This window comes from Serratia sp. BNK-12, from assembly GCF_047456085.1.
Classification (GTDB): domain Bacteria; phylum Pseudomonadota; class Gammaproteobacteria; order Enterobacterales; family Enterobacteriaceae; genus Serratia; species Serratia liquefaciens.
In genome coordinates this window covers 3,253,133-3,274,585 of record NZ_CP179896.1, presented here as the reverse complement: position 1 = coordinate 3,274,585, position 21,453 = coordinate 3,253,133, and the positions used below count along the sequence as shown (strand labels likewise).

The 21,453-nt window shown below is 54.6% G+C and carries 21 protein-coding genes and 3 tRNA genes; 14 read left to right on the top strand and 10 right to left on the bottom strand.

Annotation, left to right across the window (positions count from 1 at the left end; translation table 11 throughout):
• Positions 1 to 2: 2 nt before the first annotated feature.
• Positions 3 to 1,532, bottom strand: coding sequence for a 3-hydroxyacyl-CoA dehydrogenase NAD-binding domain-containing protein (locus ACMGG1_RS15295; RefSeq protein WP_130015515.1), 1,530 nt, complete (start codon positions 1,530 to 1,532; stop codon positions 3 to 5).
• A 345-nt stretch (positions 1,533 to 1,877) separates the two neighbouring features.
• Here ACMGG1_RS15295 and ACMGG1_RS15290 point away from each other — a divergent pair, with 345 nt between their 5' ends.
• Complete coding sequence (locus ACMGG1_RS15290) at positions 1,878 to 2,594, top strand: autoinducer binding domain-containing protein (RefSeq protein ID WP_020826218.1); 717 nt, start codon at positions 1,878 to 1,880, stop codon at positions 2,592 to 2,594.
• Between the two features lie 177 nt (positions 2,595 to 2,771).
• Positions 2,772 to 3,200, top strand: a complete 429-nt coding sequence (locus ACMGG1_RS15285) for a universal stress protein (RefSeq protein ID WP_020826219.1) — start codon at positions 2,772 to 2,774, stop codon at positions 3,198 to 3,200.
• A 55-nt stretch (positions 3,201 to 3,255) separates the two neighbouring features.
• Here the strand turns inward: ACMGG1_RS15285 and ACMGG1_RS15280 are convergent, their stop codons facing one another.
• From ACMGG1_RS15280 to ACMGG1_RS15260, 5 genes are all read right to left on the bottom strand, one after another.
• Positions 3,256 to 4,269: an Ldh family oxidoreductase gene (locus ACMGG1_RS15280; RefSeq protein WP_128864188.1), complete on the bottom strand. Its 1,014-nt coding sequence runs from the start codon at positions 4,267 to 4,269 to the stop codon at positions 3,256 to 3,258.
• Between the two features lie 18 nt (positions 4,270 to 4,287).
• Positions 4,288 to 5,853: an APC family permease gene (locus ACMGG1_RS15275; protein WP_122078409.1), complete on the bottom strand. Its 1,566-nt coding sequence runs from the start codon at positions 5,851 to 5,853 to the stop codon at positions 4,288 to 4,290.
• A 44-nt stretch (positions 5,854 to 5,897) separates the two neighbouring features.
• Positions 5,898 to 7,508 (bottom strand): aldehyde dehydrogenase (NADP(+)), encoded by a 1,611-nt coding sequence (locus ACMGG1_RS15270; protein ID WP_149573025.1) that lies wholly within the window; start codon positions 7,506 to 7,508, stop codon positions 5,898 to 5,900.
• Positions 7,509 to 7,565: 57 nt separating this feature from the next.
• Entirely contained in the window at positions 7,566 to 8,486 is a 921-nt protein-coding gene (locus ACMGG1_RS15265; RefSeq protein ID WP_020826223.1) for a dihydrodipicolinate synthase family protein, read from the bottom strand.
• Positions 8,487 to 8,693: 207 nt separating this feature from the next.
• The gene (locus ACMGG1_RS15260) at positions 8,694 to 9,539 is read right to left on the bottom strand and encodes an AraC family transcriptional regulator (RefSeq protein WP_020826224.1); all 846 of its coding nucleotides are present in this window, start codon (positions 9,537 to 9,539) and stop codon (positions 8,694 to 8,696) included.
• A gap of 388 nt (positions 9,540 to 9,927) precedes the next feature.
• On the opposite strand from ACMGG1_RS15260, the gene ACMGG1_RS15255 reads away from it, so the two are divergent.
• Genes ACMGG1_RS15255 through ACMGG1_RS15240 form a run of 4 tightly spaced genes read left to right on the top strand, consistent with a single transcriptional unit; the run spans position 9,928 to position 13,511 of the window.
• Positions 9,928 to 10,875: a 4-hydroxyproline epimerase gene (locus ACMGG1_RS15255; protein WP_115061057.1), complete on the top strand. Its 948-nt coding sequence runs from the start codon at positions 9,928 to 9,930 to the stop codon at positions 10,873 to 10,875.
• Positions 10,875 to 11,999, top strand: a complete 1,125-nt coding sequence (locus tag ACMGG1_RS15250; RefSeq protein ID WP_201895460.1) for an NAD(P)/FAD-dependent oxidoreductase — start codon at positions 10,875 to 10,877, stop codon at positions 11,997 to 11,999. The genes ACMGG1_RS15255 and ACMGG1_RS15250 overlap by 1 nt, the downstream gene beginning before the upstream one ends.
• Positions 11,996 to 12,256, top strand: coding sequence for a (2Fe-2S)-binding protein (locus ACMGG1_RS15245; protein ID WP_130015518.1), 261 nt, complete (start codon positions 11,996 to 11,998; stop codon positions 12,254 to 12,256). The genes ACMGG1_RS15250 and ACMGG1_RS15245 overlap by 4 nt, the downstream gene beginning before the upstream one ends.
• Positions 12,249 to 13,511: an FAD/NAD(P)-binding oxidoreductase gene (locus ACMGG1_RS15240; RefSeq protein ID WP_142815527.1), complete on the top strand. Its 1,263-nt coding sequence runs from the start codon at positions 12,249 to 12,251 to the stop codon at positions 13,509 to 13,511. Before ACMGG1_RS15245 ends, ACMGG1_RS15240 begins: the two co-directional genes overlap by 8 nt.
• 253 nt (positions 13,512 to 13,764) lie before the next feature.
• On the opposite strand, the gene ACMGG1_RS15235 is transcribed toward ACMGG1_RS15240, so the two are convergent.
• Positions 13,765 to 14,121, bottom strand: a complete 357-nt coding sequence (locus tag ACMGG1_RS15235; protein WP_020826230.1) for a hypothetical protein — start codon at positions 14,119 to 14,121, stop codon at positions 13,765 to 13,767.
• 462 nt (positions 14,122 to 14,583) lie between these two features.
• On the opposite strand from ACMGG1_RS15235, the gene ACMGG1_RS15230 reads away from it, so the two are divergent.
• Together ACMGG1_RS15230 and ACMGG1_RS15225 are read left to right on the top strand one after the other, a co-directional pair.
• A complete protein-coding gene (locus ACMGG1_RS15230) occupies positions 14,584 to 14,898 on the top strand; it encodes a hypothetical protein (protein WP_071844565.1) in 315 nt (104 codons plus the stop codon).
• Positions 14,899 to 15,128: 230 nt separating this feature from the next.
• Positions 15,129 to 15,560, top strand: a complete 432-nt coding sequence (locus tag ACMGG1_RS15225) for a hypothetical protein (RefSeq protein ID WP_046373938.1) — start codon at positions 15,129 to 15,131, stop codon at positions 15,558 to 15,560.
• Positions 15,561 to 15,574: 14 nt separating this feature from the next.
• On the opposite strand, the gene ACMGG1_RS15220 is transcribed toward ACMGG1_RS15225, so the two are convergent.
• Both ACMGG1_RS15220 and ACMGG1_RS15215 read right to left on the bottom strand, forming a co-directional pair.
• Positions 15,575 to 15,916, bottom strand: a complete 342-nt coding sequence (locus ACMGG1_RS15220) for a GlpM family protein (RefSeq protein ID WP_044549716.1) — start codon at positions 15,914 to 15,916, stop codon at positions 15,575 to 15,577.
• Positions 15,917 to 16,026: 110 nt separating this feature from the next.
• The gene (locus tag ACMGG1_RS15215; RefSeq protein WP_020826235.1) at positions 16,027 to 16,251 is read right to left on the bottom strand and encodes a DUF2594 family protein; all 225 of its coding nucleotides are present in this window, start codon (positions 16,249 to 16,251) and stop codon (positions 16,027 to 16,029) included.
• A 778-nt stretch (positions 16,252 to 17,029) separates the two neighbouring features.
• Here ACMGG1_RS15215 and uvrY point away from each other — a divergent pair.
• The 6 genes from uvrY to ACMGG1_RS15185 all read left to right on the top strand — a co-directional run bounded on the left by uvrY (position 17,030) and on the right by ACMGG1_RS15185 (position 20,567).
• Positions 17,030 to 17,686, top strand: a complete 657-nt coding sequence (gene uvrY / locus ACMGG1_RS15210; RefSeq protein ID WP_041414407.1) for a UvrY/SirA/GacA family response regulator transcription factor — start codon at positions 17,030 to 17,032, stop codon at positions 17,684 to 17,686.
• Positions 17,679 to 19,511 carry an excinuclease ABC subunit UvrC gene (gene uvrC, locus ACMGG1_RS15205; protein ID WP_142815526.1) on the top strand — a complete coding sequence of 611 codons (1,833 nt, stop codon included), beginning with the start codon at positions 17,679 to 17,681 and terminating at the stop codon, positions 19,509 to 19,511. The genes uvrY and uvrC overlap by 8 nt, the downstream gene beginning before the upstream one ends.
• 58 nt (positions 19,512 to 19,569) lie before the next feature.
• The gene (pgsA, locus tag ACMGG1_RS15200) at positions 19,570 to 20,118 is read left to right on the top strand and encodes a CDP-diacylglycerol--glycerol-3-phosphate 3-phosphatidyltransferase (RefSeq protein ID WP_020826238.1); all 549 of its coding nucleotides are present in this window, start codon (positions 19,570 to 19,572) and stop codon (positions 20,116 to 20,118) included.
• 145 nt (positions 20,119 to 20,263) lie between these two features.
• Positions 20,264 to 20,339, top strand: a tRNA-Gly gene (locus ACMGG1_RS15195).
• Between the two features lie 58 nt (positions 20,340 to 20,397).
• Positions 20,398 to 20,471, top strand: a tRNA-Cys gene (locus ACMGG1_RS15190).
• A 10-nt stretch (positions 20,472 to 20,481) separates the two neighbouring features.
• A tRNA-Leu gene (locus ACMGG1_RS15185) sits at positions 20,482 to 20,567 on the top strand.
• A gap of 608 nt (positions 20,568 to 21,175) precedes the next feature.
• Here ACMGG1_RS15185 and ACMGG1_RS15180 read toward each other — a convergent pair.
• The gene (locus ACMGG1_RS15180) at positions 21,176 to 21,406 is read right to left on the bottom strand and encodes a biofilm development regulator YmgB/AriR family protein (RefSeq protein WP_020826240.1); all 231 of its coding nucleotides are present in this window, start codon (positions 21,404 to 21,406) and stop codon (positions 21,176 to 21,178) included.
• Positions 21,407 to 21,453 lie beyond the last annotated feature (47 nt).

Below are 21,453 nucleotides of genomic sequence, written 5' to 3'. Positions count from 1 at the left end.
CCTTAGGGCGCGACGGCCAGCTCGGGCCTTGTGGTGTGCAGCAACGAGTAATGCGGGTAATAGCGGGCGGAATGCAGCAGTTGCGCCATATTATCCAGCGTCGATTTCACGTTTTTCTGCCCGAGCTGAGCCAGCCAGGCAAAAATGCCGTCGGCATAGTTGACGCCGGCCACGGCGGCGATATCGATGTCTTCTCGGCTACAAACCCCGCTCTCTACCATGATCACCGACTCATTGATCAGGCTGCTCAGAACCCGCGCGACGATCAGGCCTGGGGAATCTTTAACAAACTCCACCTGCGGGATCACCGCTTGCAGCAGCGTGAGGAACAGCGCTTTATTCGTCTCGCTAGCCTGTTGGCTGTGGGCCGCCACCAGAAAAGCGGTGTTGGCGTAGTTCAGTGCAACGTCGATCACGAAGGTATCGAGGCCCGCTAAGTCGGCAAGCTGATTGGCCGTTCGCCCATCGGTGATTTTGACTGCCAGACTGTCATTCACCTGGATAAACCGTCCCAGCACCGGGTGTTCCGGCTGACGTGTTATTGGGAGGGGCGCCCAGCTCGCGAGGGCATGCTGTTGCAGCAGATCGAACAGCGGATGTTCGCCAAAAAAATGCAGCGAGCTCAGCGTACCGCCGCCGGCAGCCGGTGGGGGGGCTGTGTCAGCCGAGGGAGAAAAAAAGGAGCGGCCGTTTTTCTTCCCCAACAGCCCGGCATCCACCAGCGAACGTTGCAAATGGCCGGGGGTGTAGCGGGGGTCATACTGCATGTCCTGCCAAATCTGGCTGCTGACCTGATAATTAATGTCCTGACCGATAAAATCAGTCAGTTCCAAAGGCCCCATGCGAAAGTGGCCTCCGGCCTTGAGCGCACGGTCGATTTGCGGTGCCAGCGCCACGTTTTCTTCCAGCAGGCGAAAACCTTCCAGATAAAAAGGCCGCGCCATGCGATTGACGATAAAACCCGGCGTGGCTTTGCAGACCACAAACTGTTTGCCTATCGCCGTGACCAACTGCTGGCAGCGTAAGGTTGTGACCCGGGCGGTAAAATAGGACGGGATAATTTCGATCAGCTTCATCAGCGGTGCCGGGTTGAAGAAATGCAGGCCGATAAAGCGCGAGTTATTTTCTATGCCCGCGGCCAGTTTATTCAGCGACAGCGAAGAGGTATTGGTGGCGATAATCGCCTCTTTTTTTACCGTGGCGGCAATGGCCGCGAGGATCTCATGCTTGGTGGGTTCATGTTCCGCAATGGTTTCAATCACCAGGTCACTGTCGGCGATAGCGTCGAAAACAGGCGAGAAAACCAGGTTGGCCAAGATCTCGCCTTTTTTCTGTTGGCTTATTTTTCCGTTATCGATTTTTTTATTCAGGTCACCGACAATATAATCACGTGCCTGATTCAAAGAATGAGCGCTGCGATTATAAAGCAGGGTTCGTATGCCGTTCAGTGCCAAAAGATAGGCAATACCTCTGCCCATGGTTCCGGCGCCAATCACGGCGACCGAATTTATTACCGTATTATTCTCTGCCATAAAAATCCCCGTGAGTATTCTTCTGCTTTGCAAAATTCGCAAATGCTTATATTTTATTTGAATTTAAAAAGCACCAGGTGCCTTTGGCGAAGGTAATTGGCAGCGGAGTGACTGTCTAACGGTAGAAGTGACAGGTTTACAATAAACAGGCTTTATGTTATTCGCGAAATTCTTAGCGCCGGTGCAATATAAAGTCGTTATTTATTAATAATGGCAGGGGAATAGCTGTTTTTGTTATAGCCATGGTATTTTTTATTATATGAAACGGCTGTTGTCGCCCTGAGCCCTCCACTATAGTTAACCTCACTTAATGATTGCGGCGCTGTGCTCTGGAGAACCCGTGTTATGGACACTCACTTTCAGCCTTTGATGGATGATCTGCTTGGCAGCCTGTCTGACCGCGACCTTTTTTTAAACCGTCTGGCACCTTGCGCTCAGGCGTTGGGCTTCGAGTACTTCTCTTATACGGTCTTTTCCTGCTACCCGGCCAGCCGGCCCAAGATGCTGATAGAGGGCAATTATCCTGCGCAATATCTTGAGGACTATCGCAAATTGCGGATCTACCTGCAGGATCCGATGATCGAGCAGGCCCATCACTCTACGCTGCAATTCTATTGGGACGAGCCGTTCTACCGGGATAAACCGGAGCTGTGGTGGCGCATGGCGCAGTACGGCATTCGTGAAGGCTGGTCGCAGTCCGTCAAGGATTGCTACGGCCGGTTGGGCATCCTCACTTTTGCCGGTAAGAGTATCCCCACTCAGTCCCCGCAGGCCGGGGCACGTAACGAAACTTTCTTTCTGTGGCTGGCGCAGACCGCCCACAAGACGCTGCGCGAAGCATTAATATCGGTAAACGACGAGGCAATAAAGGATGTGCTGACGCTGCGTGAGAAAGATATTTTACGCTGGTGCAGCGAAGGCAAAACCTCGGAAGAAACGGCACTGTTAATGGGCTTGAGTGAGCGCACCGTAAATTTCCACATCGGTAACTCGATTAAAAAACTGTCGGTGGCCAATAAAACCGCCGCTACCGCAAAAGCGGTGTATTTACAGCTGATTTAGCCGCCTTTGAAATAATTATTCGGCTAGCCGTTAGACGGATTGTGTTTATATTTTGTTAAATAAGGAAATATCCCACTCAGTATTTACCGCCGATCACAAAAGCGCGACAAAGCGGTTCACCCTTATCCTCCCCGGCAGTACCCTGTGGGCACCACGGTTACATAGAAGGGATGTGATATGTATAAGACCATATTAGTGCCGATAGATATTGAAGAGGATCTGTTGACCGAGCATGCGCTGGAGCATGTGGTGTACCTGGCGAAAATGTCCGGTGCCAAAGTGCACTTTTTCCATGCGCTGCCGGACGCGTCGGCATTCGTTACCGCTTACTCGTTCGGCATCAAAGAGTTTGAGAACAAGGCGGAAGTGAAGGCGGTGGATAAGCTTAAGCAGATCATGGCGGAAATCGACCTTCCGCTGGAGCGGCTGGATTACACCGTCAGCTTTGGTTCGCCACGCGATCAGGTACTGGAACTGGCGGAGGAAATCGAAGCCGATCTGATCATCATCGGCTCGCGCCGACCGAGCGTGAAAACCTATCTGCTGGGTTCCAATGCGGCGGCCATTGTTCGCCATGCCAATATTTCGGTGATGGTTGTCCGGTAATCCTTTCAAATCAGGCCCGCAGTTTAACGCTGTGGGCCTGCCTCATTATTAAACGTTAGCGACAGAGAGCCGCAATCTCCTCATACAACGCCTGCGGGATGGTGACGCCGTGCTGTTCGCTGTATTGCCGTTGTTGAAAGCGCCGTTCTCCCGGAATGCGCGCCCCTTGCTCGCTCATATCAGCAAACAAGGCTTCCGCCCTGGCCAAATGCGCCACTTTATCCGGCCCCAGAAAACGATCGGGATCCATGGCGATGATCAGCTCGCCGCCGTAAGGGGAGGAGCCGGTCTGCCGATCGTAGGCCAGCGATTCCTTACTGGTCATATCGCCAATCAACGGCCCGGCAAGCAGTTCAACCATCGCCGCCAGCGCCGAGCCTTTATGACCGCCAAAGGTCAGCATCGCACCTTGCAACACGCTTTGGGCATCGGTAGAGGGTTTCCCCTGTTGATCTATGCCCCAGCCTGGCGGCAACGGGGTACCGGCACGACGATGCAGTTCAATCTCGCCGCGTGCGGCGGCGCTGGTGGCCATATCAAAAATAAAGGGGGGCCGCTGCGGCCGCGGCCAGCCGAAGGCGATAGGGTTGGTACCGAACAACGGCCGGCTTCCCCCTGCTGGCGTGACCCAGGCATGGCTGGGCGTGCAGGCCAACGCCACCAGGCCTTGATCGGTTAAAGGTTCGATATCGGCCCATAGTGCCGAGTAATGCACACAGTGGTTAATGGCCAGCGCGGCAATGCCGTTGGTGCGTACCTTTTCGACAAAAACCGGCAGCGCCGTGCGATAGGCCAGCAGCGAAAAAGCATCGTGGGCGTCGACCCGCAAGATCCCCGGGGCCTGATCAAGCAGCGTCGGACGGGCATCGGCGGAAACTTTGCCCGCCAATAGCGAACGCACGCAGCCAAGCACTCGGTACAAACCGTGCGAAGCGCAGCCGTCGCGTTCACCGGCCGTCACATTTTGGGCGACGGCATCGGCGTGTTCGGCGCTGAATCCGTTACTGCGCAATGCCTTCAGCGCCAGCTCATAGGCTTGCTCCAACGTCAGCCTCTGGGTTTGCGTCATCAGATATCTCCTCTGGATTTACTCTTCTTCATCACCGGCAAAATTCGCCCGAGGTAAACAGGTATAGGCGCCCCAGTAGTAGATCGCCAGCGCAATGACTGCGACGGTGATGGTGTCCCATGGGTGACCGATAGCGTTGATGCCGCCAAAACTGCCGAGATAAGAAGCGATGATAATCAGCGCATAGAAGGCGATCAGCCACAGCGAGGACCAAATCTGCTGCTTGAGGCTGACGGCGTGGGTCGGCACCTTATTTTTGAACAGGATATAGACCACAAACATCAGGATTTGCAGGCCGAGCAGCCAGGAGACGGTATTCCAACCGGACCAGTAGACGATCAGCGCCGAGATGATAAATGACACCGGACCGAGCACGCAGAAGCCGCGCACGAAAAATGGTCGCGGCAGCTCAGGGGCATTGCGGCGCAGGCCGGCGGCGGTGACGGGCGCAATCGCGTAACTCAGGACCAGCGCGGCGGAAACCACGCCGATCAGCTTCTCCCATGAAGGGAAGGGCAGCGTCCAGAAAATCGACAAGGCGAAAGTCAGCCAGAGAGCAGGACGCGGAATGCCGGACTCGCCGTCGACGCGAGTGAATATTTTAAAGAAGGTGCCGGCGCGCGCCCAACCGTATACCACGCGTGGTGTGGCGTTCATATAAATGTTACCGGTGCCGCTCGGCGAGATAATCGCATCGCTCACCACCAGAAAAGCCAGCCAGCCCATGCCCAGGGTGATGGCGATATCACGGTAGGGCAGCGAAAATTGCTGGCTGATCCCGGCCCAGCCGCCGCTCAGCATCTCGCTGGGAATACTGCCGAGGAAAGCCACCTGCAGCAGCACGTAAATGAGCGTGGACAACACCACCGACAGGATCAGCGCGATAGGAATGGTGCGCTGCGGGTTTTGCACCTCGCTGGCAACCGAGATAATCGGCGTCAGGCCCAGGTAGGCGAAAATAATCCCCCCGGCGGATATGGCGGCTTCGACGCCGGCGGAGCCAAAGGGGGCAAACCCCTGGCTGTGCAGGTTTTCGGGTTTGAAGAAACTGAACAACACGACGATCACCAACAGCGGCACCACAAATTTAATCACGCTGATCAGGTTGTTGGATTTGGCAAAGGTCTTGACGCTGTAGTAGTTCAGCGCGAAGAAAAAACACAGCAGCAACAGTTGGACCAGCCAGCCGATCAGCGTTGGATCGCCGGAGCCCGGTTGGCTCAAAAAAGGAAACCAGGCGGCGGCGTACTGACGGGCGGCCACGATCTCAATGGAGATCAGGCTGGAGAACGCGATCAGGGTGATAAAGCCCAGCAGATAGCCCATCAGTTCACCGTGGGAAAACACCGGATAGCGGATAATACCGCCGGCGCGCGGCAGCGCTGCGCCCAGCTCACAATAGACAATGCCGAGCAGCAACACCGCCAGGCCGCCGATCAGCCAGGAGTAAATACCGGCCGGGCCGGCAATGGAAGAGACGTGGCTGGCGGCGAACAGCCAGCCGGAACCAAAGATTGCGCCCAGGCCGATAAACGTCAGATCGGTGAGCGTAAGCTGCTTCTTGAATTTGCCTTGGGTTGTCATGGAATGACCCTTTTGTTATTAGGTGGCAGACAGATGCGATTTGGTTAGTCGTTGGCTGGTGAGCGGAGAGATTCACGGGTGTAAATCCCGTTAACCAGCCGCAGCAGGCCCAGTGGATTGCTGTCTTGCAGCTGTGGGGGCAGCAACGCTGGGGGGTAATTCTGCAGGCAGACCGGGCGCAGAAAACGTTCAATAGCCAGCGTACCCACCGACGTACCGCGTGCGTCGCTGGTGGCCGGATAAGGCCCGCCGTGCACCATGGCATCACAGACTTCTACCCCGGTCGGATAACCGTTAAACAATACCCGCCCCGCTTTTTGGGCCAGCCGTTGGGCCAGCGGTTCTGCGTCGGCCAGATCCTCGTTTTCTGTCAGCAGCGTGGCGGTCAGTTGCCCCTGCAGGCTGTCCAGTGCGGCGGTCAGCTGTCGACGATCTTCCACTTCCACCAGAATGGCTGCCGGGCCAAACACTTCCTCTTGCAGCAGCGGGTTTCCGCTGAGCAGCAAATCGAAATCGGCCTGATAGAGCTGTGCCGTTGCTAAATGCGGGCGCTCTTCGCGATGACCAGCCAGGTGACGGATGCCGTTTTGCTCATCAAGAGCAGCCAATCCGCGGCGGTAATTGGCCAGCGTGCCGGCATTGAGCATGGCTTGCGCAGGCGCGGCGTTGACCTGTGCGGACAGTTCGCGCACAAATTCGCTGAATGCTTCGCCGCGTTGCCCGATGATCAGCCCAGGCTTGGTGCAGAACTGGCCGCAGCCGAGGGTGAAGGATGCGACCAGCTCGCGGGCGATCTGCTGCCCACGGCGAGCTAAAGCCTGCGGCATAACGATCAGCGGGTTGATGCTCGACATCTCGGCAAATACCGGGATCGGTTGGGCGCGCCGCTGTGCCAAATCGAACAAGGCCCGCCCGCCCCGAAGCGATCCGGTGAAACCCACCGCCTGAATGGCCGGATGCTGCACCAGTTCCGCGCCAATGTGGTCCCCGTAAATCATGTTGAAAACTCCGGCCGGGATCTGCTGTTGTTCTCTTGCCCGTTCGATGGCCAGCGCGGTCAGTTCTGCGGTGATCATATGGCCGCTGTGCGCCTTGAACACCACCGGACAGCCTGCGGCCAACGCGGCCGCGGTGTCTCCGCCTGCGGTGGAGAATGCCAATGGGAAATTGCTGGCACCAAACACCGCCACTGGCCCGAGGGCAGTGCGATACTGCCGCAGATCCGGGCGGGGCACCGGCGTTCGTTGAGGCAATGCGCTGTCTATGCGCACGCCATGCACATCCCCACGGCGCAGCAGGGTGGCAAACAGTCGCATTTGGCCGCTGGTTCTGGCCCGTTCGCCGCTCAGTCGGGCTAACGGCAGGGCGGTTTCCTGCATGGCGAAGCCGAAGAAATCCTCATCCAGAGCGTCTAATTGGTCGGCAATGGCCTCAAGAAAGTCGGCTCGACGCTCGGCGCTGAGCTGAGAATAGGCCGTGAATGCTTGTGCGGCGGCATCGGCGGCGGCGGCGGCTTCTTCGTGACTGGCCGAGAAAAAAACGTGGCCGGTCGGCAGGCCGTTGTCGGCGCGCAGGCTGACAAGCTGGGCCTCACCGCTGGCACGGCGTTGACCGCCGATAAACTGTTGGCCGCTGATGGTATGGGCGTTGGACATGGGTTCCCCCGTTGGGTCAGTGACAGAGCCCGGCAGGCCGCCGGGCGTGGGAGGCGATCAGAGGCCGACATCCGGCAGCGCAGGGCGGTTGGCCAGCGCTTTTTTGACCACTGCGGTGACCTCGGCCAGGGTATCGCCCTGCAATGCCAGACGTGGCGGACGGGTAATGGCGCTGCCGCGACCCACCAACTCTTCACATAGCTTGATGCACTGCACCAGATCGGGACGCGCATCCAAATGCAGCAGCGGCATAAACCAGCTGTACAGCGCCAGCGCTTCCTCGAAGCGTTTTTGCTTCGCCAGACGGAACAAGGTTTCGCCTTCACGCGGGAAGGCGTTGGACATGCCGGAGATCCAGCCTTCGGCGCCGACGGCGATGCTTTCCAGCACCACGTCATCCAACCCGGCGAACAGCACAAAGCGATCGCCCACTTCGTTGCGCAGATCGATAAAGCGACGGGTGTCGCCAGAGGAATCCTTGAAGCAGACGATATTTTCGCAATCGACCAGTGACGTCAGGATGTCCGGCGTCACGTCGTTTTTATAAATCGGCGGGTTGTTGTAGACCATGATCGGCAGATCGGTGGCGGTAGCGACGCTGCGAAAATGCGTTGCGGTTTCATGGGGTTTGGCTGAATAGACTAACGCCGGCATTACCATAATGCCGTCGACGCCGACCTTCTGGGCTTCGCGCGCCATATTGCGCGCAAAGGCGGTGGTGAACTCGGCGATACCGGCAATCACCGGGACCTGACCCTGAGCTGCGTCGCGTGCCACTTCAATCACCGACAGTTTTTCCTGAACGGTCAGCGAGGTGTTCTCACCCACGGTGCCGCACACCACCAGGCCCGAAACGCCGTCTTTGACCAGGTTTTTGATCACCGTGTGGGTGGCGTCGAGATCCAGAGAAAAATCGCTGCGGAACTGGGTGCTGACCGCCGGGAATACGCCGCTCCAGCTAATGGCTTTATGGCTCATAGTGTTTTTCCTGTCGTCCAAGTTTGTTAATCAATGGTGAATTATTGGTAAAATCCAATCACAGATTGACCTGTATTGTTCGCAGGGGCTTGACGGTTTTCGCCGAATGCCATGACGAAATTGGCACAGTGAGGCGGGGTTTCAGACGAGAAGGAACCTGATGCACAAGGCACCATAGCGATTTTTTTACTAATATAAATCAGTGTATTAAAGGGTTATGGTGGTGCGGAAGTCGCGCGGCGTTGAACCGGTCATGGCTTTGAATTGACGGCTGAATGCGCTGTGATCGGTGTAGCCGCACTGCAAGGCGATGTCGGTAATCGGCATATCGCCGGCCAGCAGTTCGGTGGCTTTTTCCAGCCGCACCTTATGGATCATCTGGCGCGGCGTGAGATGAAAAATGCGTTTGCAGTAACGTTCAATCTGCGCCACGGAAAGTGCAGTGAGCGTCGTCAGTTCCTCAAGTGCGATCGGCCGGGCGTAATGCTGGCGAATGTAGACATCGATGGCCGCCAGCCGCTGATAGGCTGGGTGATTGGCCTTGGCTTCCTGCAGATCGTGCGAAATGCCGGCCATGCCGATAATTTTGCCCTGCGCGTCGTACAGCGCCAGCTTTTGCGTCAGGCACCAACCGGTCTCGCGTCCGTTATACAAATGCATTTCCAGCTGATCCTGGATCAGCTCCCCGTGACGCAGCACGCGGAGATCCTGCTCGGTATACCCCGATCCGAGCTGGGCGGGGAAAACGTCCGCCGAGGTTTTGCCCAGCAGCGGCGCGACGGTTTTAAACCCACAGCGTTTGGCCAGCGTCAGATTGGCGAACAGATAACGGGCTTGCACGTCTTTGATGAAGAACACCACGTTGGGCATGGCATTGAACAGCGGGGCGATCAACGCCAGGGAATTAAGCAGGTCGCGCAGAGTATTCGGCCGTTGCTGTGCCAAGCCGTCGCACCAGCGGGACAGTTGCTCAACGGCGAAAACGTCATCTTCCTGTTCATCGAAAGCGGGCCTGGTGTCAGTGATAACCTGGTGGCGTTGAGTTAATCGCATGGCAATACCTTTTCCCGCTGGATGGCACAGAATCTGGAGTGGCCGGGCCGGCCATTTTGACGCGCCTCATCAATATTAACTTTCTTGTAACTTTTCAAGCGCAGCCGTCAATTATGCGGATCACCGCAAACTTTTTCCCTCCGTGACACATTCCACGCAGAAAAAAATCGCCTCTTTCGCACAAGTCTGGAAATAACATAAAAGTAAAGATTTGATAAATAACTCATTCTTATGGCTCATCGCTTTTCTCTGTTCGGCGTTAACCGGATATCCAATTAAGGATTGTGCTGATTTCTGCATGTGCCGAGCCGAAATGTATCAAGCCGCCGCTGACATATTCGGTCAGTCTAACGCCAACGGTAACATTTCATTAACTCAGGAGGCTCCGATGGCACTTTCTTCGCATTTCACCGCGCTGCGAGCGATCGATTCCCATACTGCCGGTGAACCTACCCGGTTGATCATCGAAGGGTTTCCCGATTTGGGTAGCGGCAGTATGGCGGAGCGCAAAGCCCGATTTGCCCAAGATTATGATGATTGGCGCAGCGCCATCATTCTGGAGCCGCGCGGCAATGATGTCCTGGTCGGGGCTTTGCTCTGCCAGCCCTGTTCGCCGCAGGCCGCTGCCGGGGTGATTTTCTTCAACAACGCCGGCTATTTGGGCATGTGCGGCCACGGCACCATTGGTCTGGTGGCCTCATTGGCCTATTTGGGGCGAATTGGCGTGGGAGATCACCTGATTGAAACGCCTGTCGGCACGGTAAATGCCAGGCTACATGAGGATGGCAGCGTGACGGTGGAAAACGTACCGGCCTATCGCTACCGCCGCCAGGTAAGGGTGGAGGTGAGCGGCTATGGCCCGGTGGTGGGTGACATTGCCTGGGGTGGGAATTGGTTTTTCCTTATCGGTGAACATCACCTGGCGATCGATACGCAAAACCTGGATGCGCTCACCGCTTTTTGTTGGGCGGTGCGGGTGGCACTGGAGTCTGCGGGGATTTATGGCGAAGACGGCGGGGTTATCGATCATATCGAACTGTTTGCCGCCGACCCGCAGGCGGACAGCCGTAACTTCGTGCTTTGCCCGGGTAAAGCCTATGACCGCTCACCCTGCGGGACCGGCACCAGCGCCAAACTGGCCTGTCTGGCGGCCGACGGCAAACTGCAACCGGGTGAGATCTGGCGCCAGGCGAGCGTGATCGGCAGCCAGTTCAGCGGGTATTACCAACGCAACGGCGATCGGGTAACGCCGTTTATCCGTGGGCAAGCCTATGTGTGCGCTGACAGCCAACTGCTGTTGGATGAGCGCGATCCTTTCGTTTGGGGTATCCGCTGATGGCTGCCGACAGGCGTGCTGAAGCGATCGTGGTGGGGGCCGGCATTATTGGTGCAGCCTGCGCCTGGCGCCTGGCGCAACAAGGGCTGCAGGTGCTGCTGGTGGATAATCAGCGCGCCGGTGCGACCGCCGCAGGCATGGGGCACCTGGTGTGTATGGACGACAACCCTGCCGAGCTGGCCTTAAGCGCCTACTCACTGCAGCTGTGGCGCAGCCTGGTGGAACGACTGCCGGAAAACTGCGCCTGGCGTGGCTGCGGTACGCTGTGGCTGGCAGAGCGGGACGATGAAATGGCGATTGCCGAAGCCAAGTGCCAACGTATGGCGGAGTATGGCGTGGCCAGCGAAATGCAAAGTGCCGCACAGGTGGCAGGCCTGGAACCTATGCTACGCCCCGGTTTGGCGGGCGGGCTGCGAGTGCCGGGCGATGGCATTGTTTATGCACCTAACGTGGCCCGCTGGCTTGTGAACGACGTCGGATCGGCAATCAGAGTCATTACCGGAGAGGCTTGCGCGTTGGAAGATCGGGCCATCGTGCTGGCGAGTGGTGAGCGTCTCACGGCACCGGTTGTGGTTCTGGCCTGCGGTCTGCAGGCCAACAGGCTGCTGGAACAGCCCATGCTGCGGGCCAAAAAAGGGCAGTTGGCGATTACCGATCGCTATCCGCACAGGATCCATCATCAGTTGGTTGAATTGGGGTATGGCGCCAGCGCCCATGCCAGCGACGGGACTTCGGTGGCGTTTAACGTTCAGGCGCGCCCAACGGGCCAGTTGTTGATCGGCTCATCGCGCCAGTTTGACGCCCCAGGCAGAGATATCGATTTGCCGTTGCTGGCCGCAATGTTGGCGCGCGCCAACGCTTTCCTGCCTACGCTGGCACAGATGAACGTCATTCGCTGTTGGACCGGCCAGCGTGCCGCCTCCGCCGACGGTTTGCCGCTGTTGGGCCCGCATCCGCAACACCGTTGGCTGTGGCTGGCGCTGGGGCACGAAGGGTTAGGCGTCACCACCGCTTTGGGCAGTGCTGAGCTGATTTCCGCCCAGATCCATCATCATCGCCCGGCGATTGACGACACGCCTTATCTGGCTGCGCGCATGTTCAGTACGGAGGTGTTAGCGATATGAGTCAAAAACAGAATCAACTGAATGTGATCCTTAACGGTGAAAGCCTCTGGGTTCCGGAAGGGGTTAGCGTGGCGGCGGCGCTCAGTCTGAGTGGCGAGGACAGTTGTCGCGTTTCGGTCAGCGGGCAAGCGCGCACGCCGTTTTGTGGCATGGGGGTCTGCCAGGAGTGCCGGGTCACCGTGAACGGCCTGCGGCGGCTGGCGTGTCAGACCCTCTGCCAGCCGGGAATGCAGATTGAGAGGACGGAGAATGAGTGACCTCGTGTGCGATGTGTTGGTTATCGGTGCGGGCCCGGCCGGGCTTGCGGCGGCCCGGGCGGCGGCAGAAAGTGACCAGTCGGTGCTGGTGCTTGATGATAACCTGCGCCCGGGCGGGCAGATCTGGCGTGACGGACCCAACGTGGCGCTACCGGCGCTGGCGCAGCAGTATCGGCGGGCGGTGGAAGCGCTGAGCAACGTGACCCTGCTGAACGGGGTGAAAATCATCGCTTGTTGTGGGCCGCAGAAAATCCTCTACGAAGCTGCGACTGGCAGCGGAGTGGTGGACTATCAAACATTGATCTTGTGCTGTGGCGCACGTGAGTTGCTATTGCCGTTTCCCGGTTGGACGTTGCCTGGCGTCACCGGTGCCGGTGGGTTGCAGGCGCAGATTAAACAGGGAATGCCGATCAAAGGGGAGCGGGTGGCGATTGCCGGCAGTGGCCCGTTACTGATGGCGGTGGCCGACAGCGTGATCAAAGCAGGGGGAGAAGTGGTGAGGGTGGCAGAACAGGCGTCAGCCATGCGCCTGACGGCATTTGCTGGCGGGTTGTGGCGTTGGCCAGTCAAATTACGCCAGTCATTTACCCTGTTCAACCGCCATTATCGTCCTGACAGCTTTGTGCTGGAGGCAATAGGTGAGCAACGGCTGACGGCGATACGGCTGCAGACGGGCACTCGCGTGACGACGCTGGCCTGCGAACGCTTGGCCTGCGGTTTTGGCCTGGTGGCGAACGTCGAATTGGCGATGCTGCTGGGCTGCCGCCTTCGTGATGACGCCGTTGCCGTGGACGAGAACCAGCAAACCAGCCAGCCGAAAATTTATGCCGCCGGTGAATGTACCGGAATAGGGGGCAGCGAACTGGCGCTGACGGAAGGAGCCATTGCCGGGTATGTCGCCACCGGCAATCAACAACGGGCGAAGGGATTGATGCGGCAACGTGATAAATGGAGGCGATTCGCCGATGCTGTGGCACAGACTTTTGCCTTGAATCCCGCGCTGAAAGCGTTGGCAGAACCGCAAACTTTGGTGTGCCGTTGTGAAGATGTTTCCTTAGGCCAGCTAAACGGCTTTCCTGACTGGACGGCGGCCAAGCTGAGCAGCCGCTGTGGCATGGGGGCTTGTCAGGGGAAGATTTGCGCGACGGCGGCGCGTCATTTGCTTGGCTGGCCGCTACCGGCACCGCGGATACCATTGACGCCGGTAAGGGTCGAAACCTTGGCCCGATTGAACGACATCGAGGCTGACGAATAAGCCTGCTACACTCAGGCAGATGACCGGACAAATCGGGCGGAAAACGGATGACGAATGCACTGATTACGCTGGGGCTGTGCCTGCTGTTAATACCGCTTTTGTTGTGGTTGATTAGCCGGGCGCTATCGGCCGCAAAAGATAAAAAGCCGCAAGGGGGTAAACCTAAACCCAGGACCGGCATGCCGCACGGTGATGATGAGTGATCCTTACGGGCGCGTGGGGCAGTGTGCCGACCGCGCCGTTGGTATTACCTTCACTGTGGCCAGTAATAGGTTTTCTCATGCCAGCCTTTACCATACATGCAGGCTTCTATGGTCGCTGAGCGAGCATCTTCGTTACGATCGTTCTGCACTGTCTTGAACGAGGGCTGTTTTTCGTAGCGGTAACCTGCCGGGCAGTCTTTTTTGTCTTTCTTACAGCTTTGGTATTGGTTTTCGTAGCTAAACTCAAAATCTCTCACCACATCGGGAGGGAAACGTTCGTAACCGCGAGCTTTGCATTCAGCATATTCCATGTCGCGGGTGGCATTGCCGGCACCGGGTTTCTCCCACTGGGTGCAGGCGGTTAATGTCATTAATGGCAAAATAATCAAAAAGCTAAACGTCTTCATGGTATCCCTAACTCTTCCTTTCTTCCTGTATTCACACGCTAAGAATCTTCCTAAGCGAGATAGGGCATGAGTGTAATAAACTGATGTTAAAATTGGAAATGATAATAGTTATTGTTTAGGCGAGGTTGATGTAATACCGACGGTGCAGGGCTAAGAACGTTATTCCCAATCATGAAATAGTCCCGCTTGTTATAATGTACCTGCTAACTTTCATTGGATATATATGGGAAGTGATTTTTTAAGATATTTACCTAAAGATTAATTCTTATTATTGGTTACACAAAGGTATTTGAAGAACCGTGAATTAGAATAGAGACTTTTTTATTGCTTTTTATAAATTATCGAAATTAAAACTATTATTAAATTTGCCGGTAATACGATTGCAATTCATGCGCAAATTTTTTAGATTCAGGATCGAGAAGTGATTGTCATGATGATGAAGACGTTAAAGGGAGTTTTATTTTGGCGAATAAATCTGAAGTACCTAAAGACAGTGCTGATTTACCTTCATTATCAGAAGATTGTGACAGGTTAAGAAACCTTTCCGATGTTGGGGATTCATTGGGTTACGGTCGTACTCGTTTTTATCAATGGTGCCGGGGACGCGGTTTTCTCACGCTGATGAATGCGCCTTCAGCAGAGATGATAAGCGCGGGTTACATGGTGACGACGTTATCAGATAATGGTTACTCACGCGTTTATGTGACTGAGGATGGTTTTAATTTTGTGGGTGACGCCTTTCGCGAAGACATTCAAAAACGTATGGTCAAGCTTTAAGGGAATTATAAAAATCTTATTCATTTCAATATACTAACTACGGAATTTTCTTATGCTATCGACCGCGTTGTCTAACAAACATCGCGGTTGGCGAGGACCGATCCGTTGTGCTCCCGATGTTCTTCAGATCACTGGAAATTATCTTATTTTTGTATTGATGTTACCCCAGCGCTACAGCCGCAGCCTATTCTGTTGCTACTATAAAGACTGGTTTTTCCCAGGAGCTCAGGATGAAGCATTACGCCGCGTTATTTGTTACTACCTTGCTGTTGTCTGGCTGCGCTACGCAGTCCGTTCCGCTGCAGCAGGCCGAATTACCGCCTCCTAGCCGACTGTTGCTTTATCAAAATATGCCGCAGACGCCTTATGCGACCCTGGTGGTAGTACGTGACAGCGGAATGTTGGCAGGCAGTTGCCGAACCGGGGTTTATATCAACGGGGAGTTTGCTGCGTCGCTGGCGGCGAAAGAAAAGGCTGAGTTCCGGGTTCCGGTCGGCAATAATGAAATCAGCATTGGGCAGGATATGATCGAAAACAGTCTGTGTATCTGGCGCGATACCAGCGGCCGGCTACCGATGACGTTGCGTGCCGGTGAAAGTCGCTATTTCCGCGTGGCAGGAGATATGCAACGCGGATTTGTTCTGCAGGCCGGCAGGCCGTAATTCTGGCGGGGCAGTCAACGCCCCTGCCACCATCCCCACAGGGTAATCAAAAGCCAGGCCGCCGCGATCCAACATAATACCGCAGCGGCCAGCGCCCAAGACAATCTCATGCTGTTGATAAAGAAATACAGCGAGATCAGATACACCAGATAGGGTAAAACGGCCCACATGCCGAATATCAGCGTGGTTCTCAACGCTTCGATTGAGCGTTCGCTGCCGACGATGTAATGGGCAATCAGTGCGAAGGTAGGGAACAACGGTACCAGACCGGCGATATAGTAGCTGCGACTTTTGGCAAGCAGGCCAATGAGTACCACCACCAGTGCGCCAATCAGTGCTTTTACCACGATGCCCATAGGTTTCTCTGACGTAAATAAAAACACATTGCCTGAAAGTGTCAGGGTGATCAATCACAGGGGCAGGGGGAAAACGGGCCCGCGGTTACGGCAGGCCGGAAGGGGATAGCTTATTGGCGGTAGGCGTGCTTAATCTGCTGAATGCTGTTTTTAAAGATCTCGGCCTGGGTGGGATCTTCAATCTGTGCGATAAAGCGTTCCATGTTGATAATGACTTTCCCGGCGTCGGCCTGGCCGATCGATTTCAGGATCAGCGTTAGCGTGGCTTTAAGGCAGGCGACTTCCGTTGCCAGCGTTTCCGGGTTTGCAGACGTAGTGAAGTCAACGTTGCTCATTTTCTCTCCTGATTTTTGAGGCCGAAGCCTGAAACAATGTGCTTTGTGGTGCACACCCGCACCGATTTCATTCAATCAGACGTGCAGATGCGTATTTAACTGGGCGCGGAGTATAGCATAGCATGCAGATATCCATCTGCACCGATAGCGCGATATCCGTGTCGGTGCGGCTAATGCGGCATCGATCGTGGTTTTATCAACTTCCACTTTATAGTGCATAGTCACTAGTGATTATTGAATGGAGTGTTGGTAGTTTGGTAGCGGAGCCGCCGGGGAATAATAGCCAAGTTATTTTTTTCGAGTTAATAAGTATTTGTCCGTCGGGTTATTGTTAACTTGTTAGGGTTATTTAAATCATCAACCCTGGCTGCGAGCTGACGTCTGGGGTGAGTAATTTCTTTACGCAATGACTCTTGCGAGGGAAGATAAAAAGCAATCTGTCATATTGTTTTATTTCAATGGATTACAATCTTGTTGCATTGGTGTTAATATTATCCGTGTTGCGATTTCTTACACTGATTTTACCTTCGCTTCTGGATTATCGCAGTATCATGGGGCCCGGTTCACTCAGGGTAATATTTACATCGACGGCTTTTTATCTGCAGACAAGGGTTTTATCGGGCAACCTGAGTGACTAAAATTCGAAAATCAGGCCCACTGCGCAAAGTTAATCGGAAGTAAGTATTAATCTGTGTTCATTCTTGGCTAAAAAACAAGTAATATCTCAGGCTATAACAGAGGCTGATTGCGTTACTCCCTTCTTTTTGGAGATTTTTCCTTGATTAGCGTTCTTCTTGTTGATGACCACGAACTGGTGCGCGCAGGGATACGACGCATTCTTGAAGATATCAAAGGTATAAAAGTTGTCGGGGAGGCCCAGTGCGGTGAAGACGCCGTGAAATGGTGCCGTGGCAATGCTGTAGATATCGTTCTTATGGATATGAACATGCCGGGTATTGGCGGGCTGGAAGCCACGCGCAAAATTGTACGCTATGCGCCCGACGTTAAAGTCATCATGCTGACTATTCACACTGAAAATCCCTTGCCGGCAAAAGTGATGCAGGCCGGAGCCGCGGGTTATCTGAGCAAAGGTGCGGCACCGCAGGATGTGGTGAATGCCATTCGTACGGTGCAGGCCGGGCAGCGTTATATCGCGTCCGATATCGCACAACAGATGGCATTGAGCCAGTTGGAGCCGCAGACGGAAACCCCGTTTAGCTGCCTGTCTGAGCGTGAGCTGCAGATTATGCTGATGATCACCAAAGGCAAAAAAGTTAATGAGATCTCGGAACAGTTGAGTCTCAGCCCGAAAACGGTGAACAGTTACCGTTACCGTATGTTCAGCAAGCTGAATATCAGCGGTGATGTCGAACTGACACACCTGGCTATCCGACACGGATTGTTCAATGCGGAGACGTTGTTAAGCAGTGAGTGACCGTTTTGATGCCAAAGCATTTCTCAGTACCGTAACCAGCCAGCCTGGCGTCTACCGTATGTATGACGCTACTGGCACGGTTATCTACGTCGGTAAAGCCAAAGACCTGAAAAAACGCCTCGCCAGTTACTTCCGCCAACAGGTTGGCAGCAGGAAAACGGAGACGTTGGTTAAAAATATCGCTCAAATAGACGTAACTGTTACTCATACCGAAACAGAAGCGCTACTACTGGAACATAACTACATAAAGTTATACCAACCGCGATATAATGTTCTTTTGCGAGACGATAAATCTTACCCGTTGATCTTCCTGAGCGCGGACAGCCACCCACGTCTGGCGGTTCATCGCGGCGCCAAACACGCCAAGGGGGAATATTTCGGGCCTTTCCCCAATTCTTATGCCGTGCGTGAAACGCTGGCGCTGCTGCAGAAATTGTTCCCGATACGCCAGTGCGAGAACAGCGTGTATCGCAACCGCTCGCGTCCCTGCCTGCAATATCAGATTGGGCGTTGCCTGGGGCCTTGCGTCGCCGGATTGGTGAGTGAGGAAGAGTACCGGCAGCAGGTGGATTACGTGCGCCTGTTCCTGTCCGGCAAAGATCAGCAGGTGCTACACCAGTTGATCGAAAGGATGGAAAACGCCAGCAAGTCATTGAACTTTGAAGAAGCGGCACGCATCCGCGACCAGATCCAGGCGGTACGCAGGGTGACCGAACGTCAGTTCGTTTCCGGCAACAGCGACGATCTGGATGTGATTGGCGTGGCTTTCGAATCCGGTATGGCTTGCCTGCACGTGCTGTTTATCCGTCAGGGTAAGGTATTGGGTAGCCGCAGTTACTTCCCGAAAGTACCGGGCGGCACCGACATGAGCGAAGTGGTGCAAACCTTTGTCGGCCAGTTTTATTTACAGGGCAGCCAGATGCGCACCTTGCCGGCGGAAATTCTATTGGACTTTACTCTGCCGGAGAAAGACCTGCTGGCCGAGTCGCTTTCAGAACTTGCCGGCCGGAAAATTCAGATTCAGAGCAAACCGCGAGGGGATCGCGCACGCTACCTTAAACTGGCTCGTACCAACGCGGCGACGGCGCTAACCACCAAACTTTCCCAGCAGTCGACTATCCATCAGAGGTTGGCCGAATTGGCGAAGGTGCTCAACCTTGCCGAAATTAACCGCATGGAATGTTTCGACATCAGCCACACCATGGGTGAGCAAACCGTGGCTTCCTGTGTGGTATTTGACTCGAATGGTCCGCTACGTTCGGAATATCGGCGCTATAATATCACCGGCATAACGCCAGGGGATGATTATGCCGCGATGGCGCAGGTGTTGAAGCGCCGCTATGGCAAAGCCCTGGAAGAGAAAAAAATCCCCGACGTTATTTTTATCGACGGCGGCAAGGGGCAGCTAGGTATGGCGATTGACGTATTCAATTCGCTCAACGTGACCTGGGATAAAAACAAACCCTTGCTGATTGGCATCGCCAAAGGAGCCGACCGCAAAGCCGGGTTGGAAACACTGTTTTTTGTGCCGGAAGGCGAGGGTATTGCCTTACCGTCGGATTCGCCAGCGCTGCATGTGATCCAGCATATCCGCGATGATTCGCATAACCATGCGATCACCGGGCATCGGCAGAGAAGGGCAAAAGTAAGAAACACCAGCGCGTTGGAATTGATCGACGGCGTTGGGCCAAAACGGCGACAGGTGCTGTTGAAGTATATGGGCGGACTTCAACCATTATTGAACGCCAGCGTTGAGGAAATTGCAAAAGTGCCGGGTATTTCACAAGCATTGGCAGAAAAGATCTACAATGCATTGAAACACTGAGGGCAATGTAGCAACATACTCTTAATTCCCACTCCAGCCAGATAGTTACCGTAGCATTATGCAATTGAATATACCGACTTGGCTTACTCTGTTTCGCGTAGTTCTGATCCCATTCTTTGTTCTGGCATTTTACCTGCCGTTCACTTGGGCTCCGATGGTTTGCGCCGTCATCTTTGTGTTTGCTGCCATAACCGACTGGTTTGACGGTTTCCTGGCCCGTCGCTGGAAGCAAACGACCCGTTTCGGGGCGTTCCTTGACCCGGTGGCGGACAAAGTGATGGTGGCGGTAGCGCTGGTGCTGGTGGCGGAACACTATCACACCTGGTGGATTACCCTGCCTGCGGCAACCATGATTGCCCGTGAAATTATCATCTCGTCGCTGCGTGAGTGGATGGCGGAGATCGGCAAGCGCAGCAGCGTGGCGGTGTCCTGGATTGGCAAAGTCAAAACCATGGCGCAAATGATGTCGCTGGTCGGGTTGCTGTGGCGTCCCGATCGCACCGTCGAGTATGTGTCTTTTGGTTTGCTGTACATCGCGGCGGTGCTGACTTTCTGGTCAATGTTCCAATATTTGAACGCTGCGCGGAAAGATTTGCTGGAACCCTGATCAAAGCGATGCAAAAATCGTCAAACGAACGTAATGAGACAACAATTTTATTGACTCATTACGTCAGGTAAGTAGAATGCATCGCATCAGACGGCAGCGGTGATTTGCCGAAAGATAGCAAAAAAATCAGTAAGTTCTGATTAATGCGGGAATAGCTCAGTTGGTAGAGCACGACCTTGCCAAGGTCGGGGTCGCGAGTTCGAGTCTCGTTTCCCGCTCCAAATTTGATGAAGCTGGTGTTTCACGAGCTTTAGCCTGATAAAGGCAAACAAGAATTTAGGCGCGTTAACAAAGCGGTTATGTAGCGGATTGCAAATCCGTCTAGTCCGGTTCGACTCCGGAACGCGCCTCCAATTTTCCCGAGCCCGGGTGGTGAAATCGGTAGACACAAGGGATTTAAAATCCCTCGGCTTATGGCTGTGCGGGTTCAAGTCCCGCCCCGGGTACCAGGAAAATAAATTCCAGAATAATCAAAGCAATAAGTAGTAATGTCGTGACCGCCGGAAGGCGGTTTTTTTGTGCCTGAAATTCCATTTCGTCATATCACATTATAATATTCTTCTGCTATCACTGTTATCTTGTTGTCGGGCAAGGACCATTTTTCAAGACGCTTGGTAAGAAGTGATCTATAACCAGAGAGTGCAATAGATAAGGAGTGTTGGATGAAAGGGGGATTATTTTTATTGGCGATTGTCATGCTATCTGGCTGTTCAGGGTCTTTTGGATCGATTCTGGGCGTGATCCCGCAAAGCTCCGATGTTTGCCCACAAGGGAAAAATGCGATTACCGGCGAATGCCGTTAGCTCGCATTATCGGCTTTTTGTCGGCCTAAACCCTGCGGCCAGCCTGAAACTATGGCTGGCAAGCTAATCAAGACATATCCGGCTGTTTGATCGCTGTGCCGATCGCCGGATACTGCCTGTTACGGGCGTTAGAACCTAGCCTCCACTTCCCAGTAGCGGAAGCCTATCCGCACTGCAGTTTGCCACCCACATCACGGCCACGACGACGGCGATGGAAATGATCGCGCATAGATCCGATTTGCGCATGTTTCTCCTTAGCGAGCGTTGATCCCAATAACCTCAATTGCTGCTCTGTGCAGTTTCTGACAGTACTCGTCGGGTTGTCTTTCGATTTCAGCGATGAGATAGGCGAGAATGTTTTGCTTGCTGATGGGTTTGTTCGCGGAAAGCACCTGAATAACGCCTTTGCCGAGCAGGCTGTATATTTGTTCACGGTATGTCTCAATATCTCTATCGTGGAGACCGTAAAGGGAGTAATCGATCATAGAATTTTACCGCTGGTGAAATTTAAAGTGCCAGCCGAAGCTGGCAG

What these genes read in the sequence shown, in the direction of transcription:
- ACMGG1_RS15265 (WP_020826223.1), bottom strand. Translation starts at nt 8,486, where the DNA reads ATGAGCCATAAAGCCATTAGCTGGAGCGGCGTATTCCCGGCGGTCAGC.
- ACMGG1_RS15295 (WP_130015515.1), bottom strand. Translation starts at nt 1,532, where the DNA reads ATGGCAGAGAATAATACGGTAATAAATTCGGTCGCCGTGATTGGCGCC.
- ACMGG1_RS15215 (WP_020826235.1), bottom strand. Translation starts at nt 16,251, where the DNA reads ATGAGCAACGTTGACTTCACTACGTCTGCAAACCCGGAAACGCTGGCA.
- pgsA (WP_020826238.1), top strand. Translation starts at nt 19,570, where the DNA reads ATGCAATTGAATATACCGACTTGGCTTACTCTGTTTCGCGTAGTTCTG.
- ACMGG1_RS15280 (WP_128864188.1), bottom strand. Translation starts at nt 4,269, where the DNA reads ATGACGCAAACCCAGAGGCTGACGTTGGAGCAAGCCTATGAGCTGGCG.
- ACMGG1_RS15290 (WP_020826218.1), top strand. Translation starts at nt 1,878, where the DNA reads ATGGACACTCACTTTCAGCCTTTGATGGATGATCTGCTTGGCAGCCTG.
- ACMGG1_RS15260 (WP_020826224.1), bottom strand. Translation starts at nt 9,539, where the DNA reads ATGCGATTAACTCAACGCCACCAGGTTATCACTGACACCAGGCCCGCT.
- ACMGG1_RS15285 (WP_020826219.1), top strand. Translation starts at nt 2,772, where the DNA reads ATGTATAAGACCATATTAGTGCCGATAGATATTGAAGAGGATCTGTTG.
- ACMGG1_RS15220 (WP_044549716.1), bottom strand. Translation starts at nt 15,916, where the DNA reads ATGGGCATCGTGGTAAAAGCACTGATTGGCGCACTGGTGGTGGTACTC.
- ACMGG1_RS15270 (WP_149573025.1), bottom strand. Translation starts at nt 7,508, where the DNA reads ATGTCCAACGCCCATACCATCAGCGGCCAACAGTTTATCGGCGGTCAA.
- ACMGG1_RS15275 (WP_122078409.1), bottom strand. Translation starts at nt 5,853, where the DNA reads ATGACAACCCAAGGCAAATTCAAGAAGCAGCTTACGCTCACCGATCTG.
- ACMGG1_RS15240 (WP_142815527.1), top strand. Translation starts at nt 12,249, where the DNA reads ATGAGTGACCTCGTGTGCGATGTGTTGGTTATCGGTGCGGGCCCGGCC.
- ACMGG1_RS15225 (WP_046373938.1), top strand. Translation starts at nt 15,129, where the DNA reads ATGAAGCATTACGCCGCGTTATTTGTTACTACCTTGCTGTTGTCTGGC.
- ACMGG1_RS15245 (WP_130015518.1), top strand. Translation starts at nt 11,996, where the DNA reads ATGAGTCAAAAACAGAATCAACTGAATGTGATCCTTAACGGTGAAAGC.
- ACMGG1_RS15250 (WP_201895460.1), top strand. Translation starts at nt 10,875, where the DNA reads ATGGCTGCCGACAGGCGTGCTGAAGCGATCGTGGTGGGGGCCGGCATT.
- ACMGG1_RS15235 (WP_020826230.1), bottom strand. Translation starts at nt 14,121, where the DNA reads ATGAAGACGTTTAGCTTTTTGATTATTTTGCCATTAATGACATTAACC.
- ACMGG1_RS15255 (WP_115061057.1), top strand. Translation starts at nt 9,928, where the DNA reads ATGGCACTTTCTTCGCATTTCACCGCGCTGCGAGCGATCGATTCCCAT.
- ACMGG1_RS15180 (WP_020826240.1), bottom strand. Translation starts at nt 21,406, where the DNA reads ATGATCGATTACTCCCTTTACGGTCTCCACGATAGAGATATTGAGACA.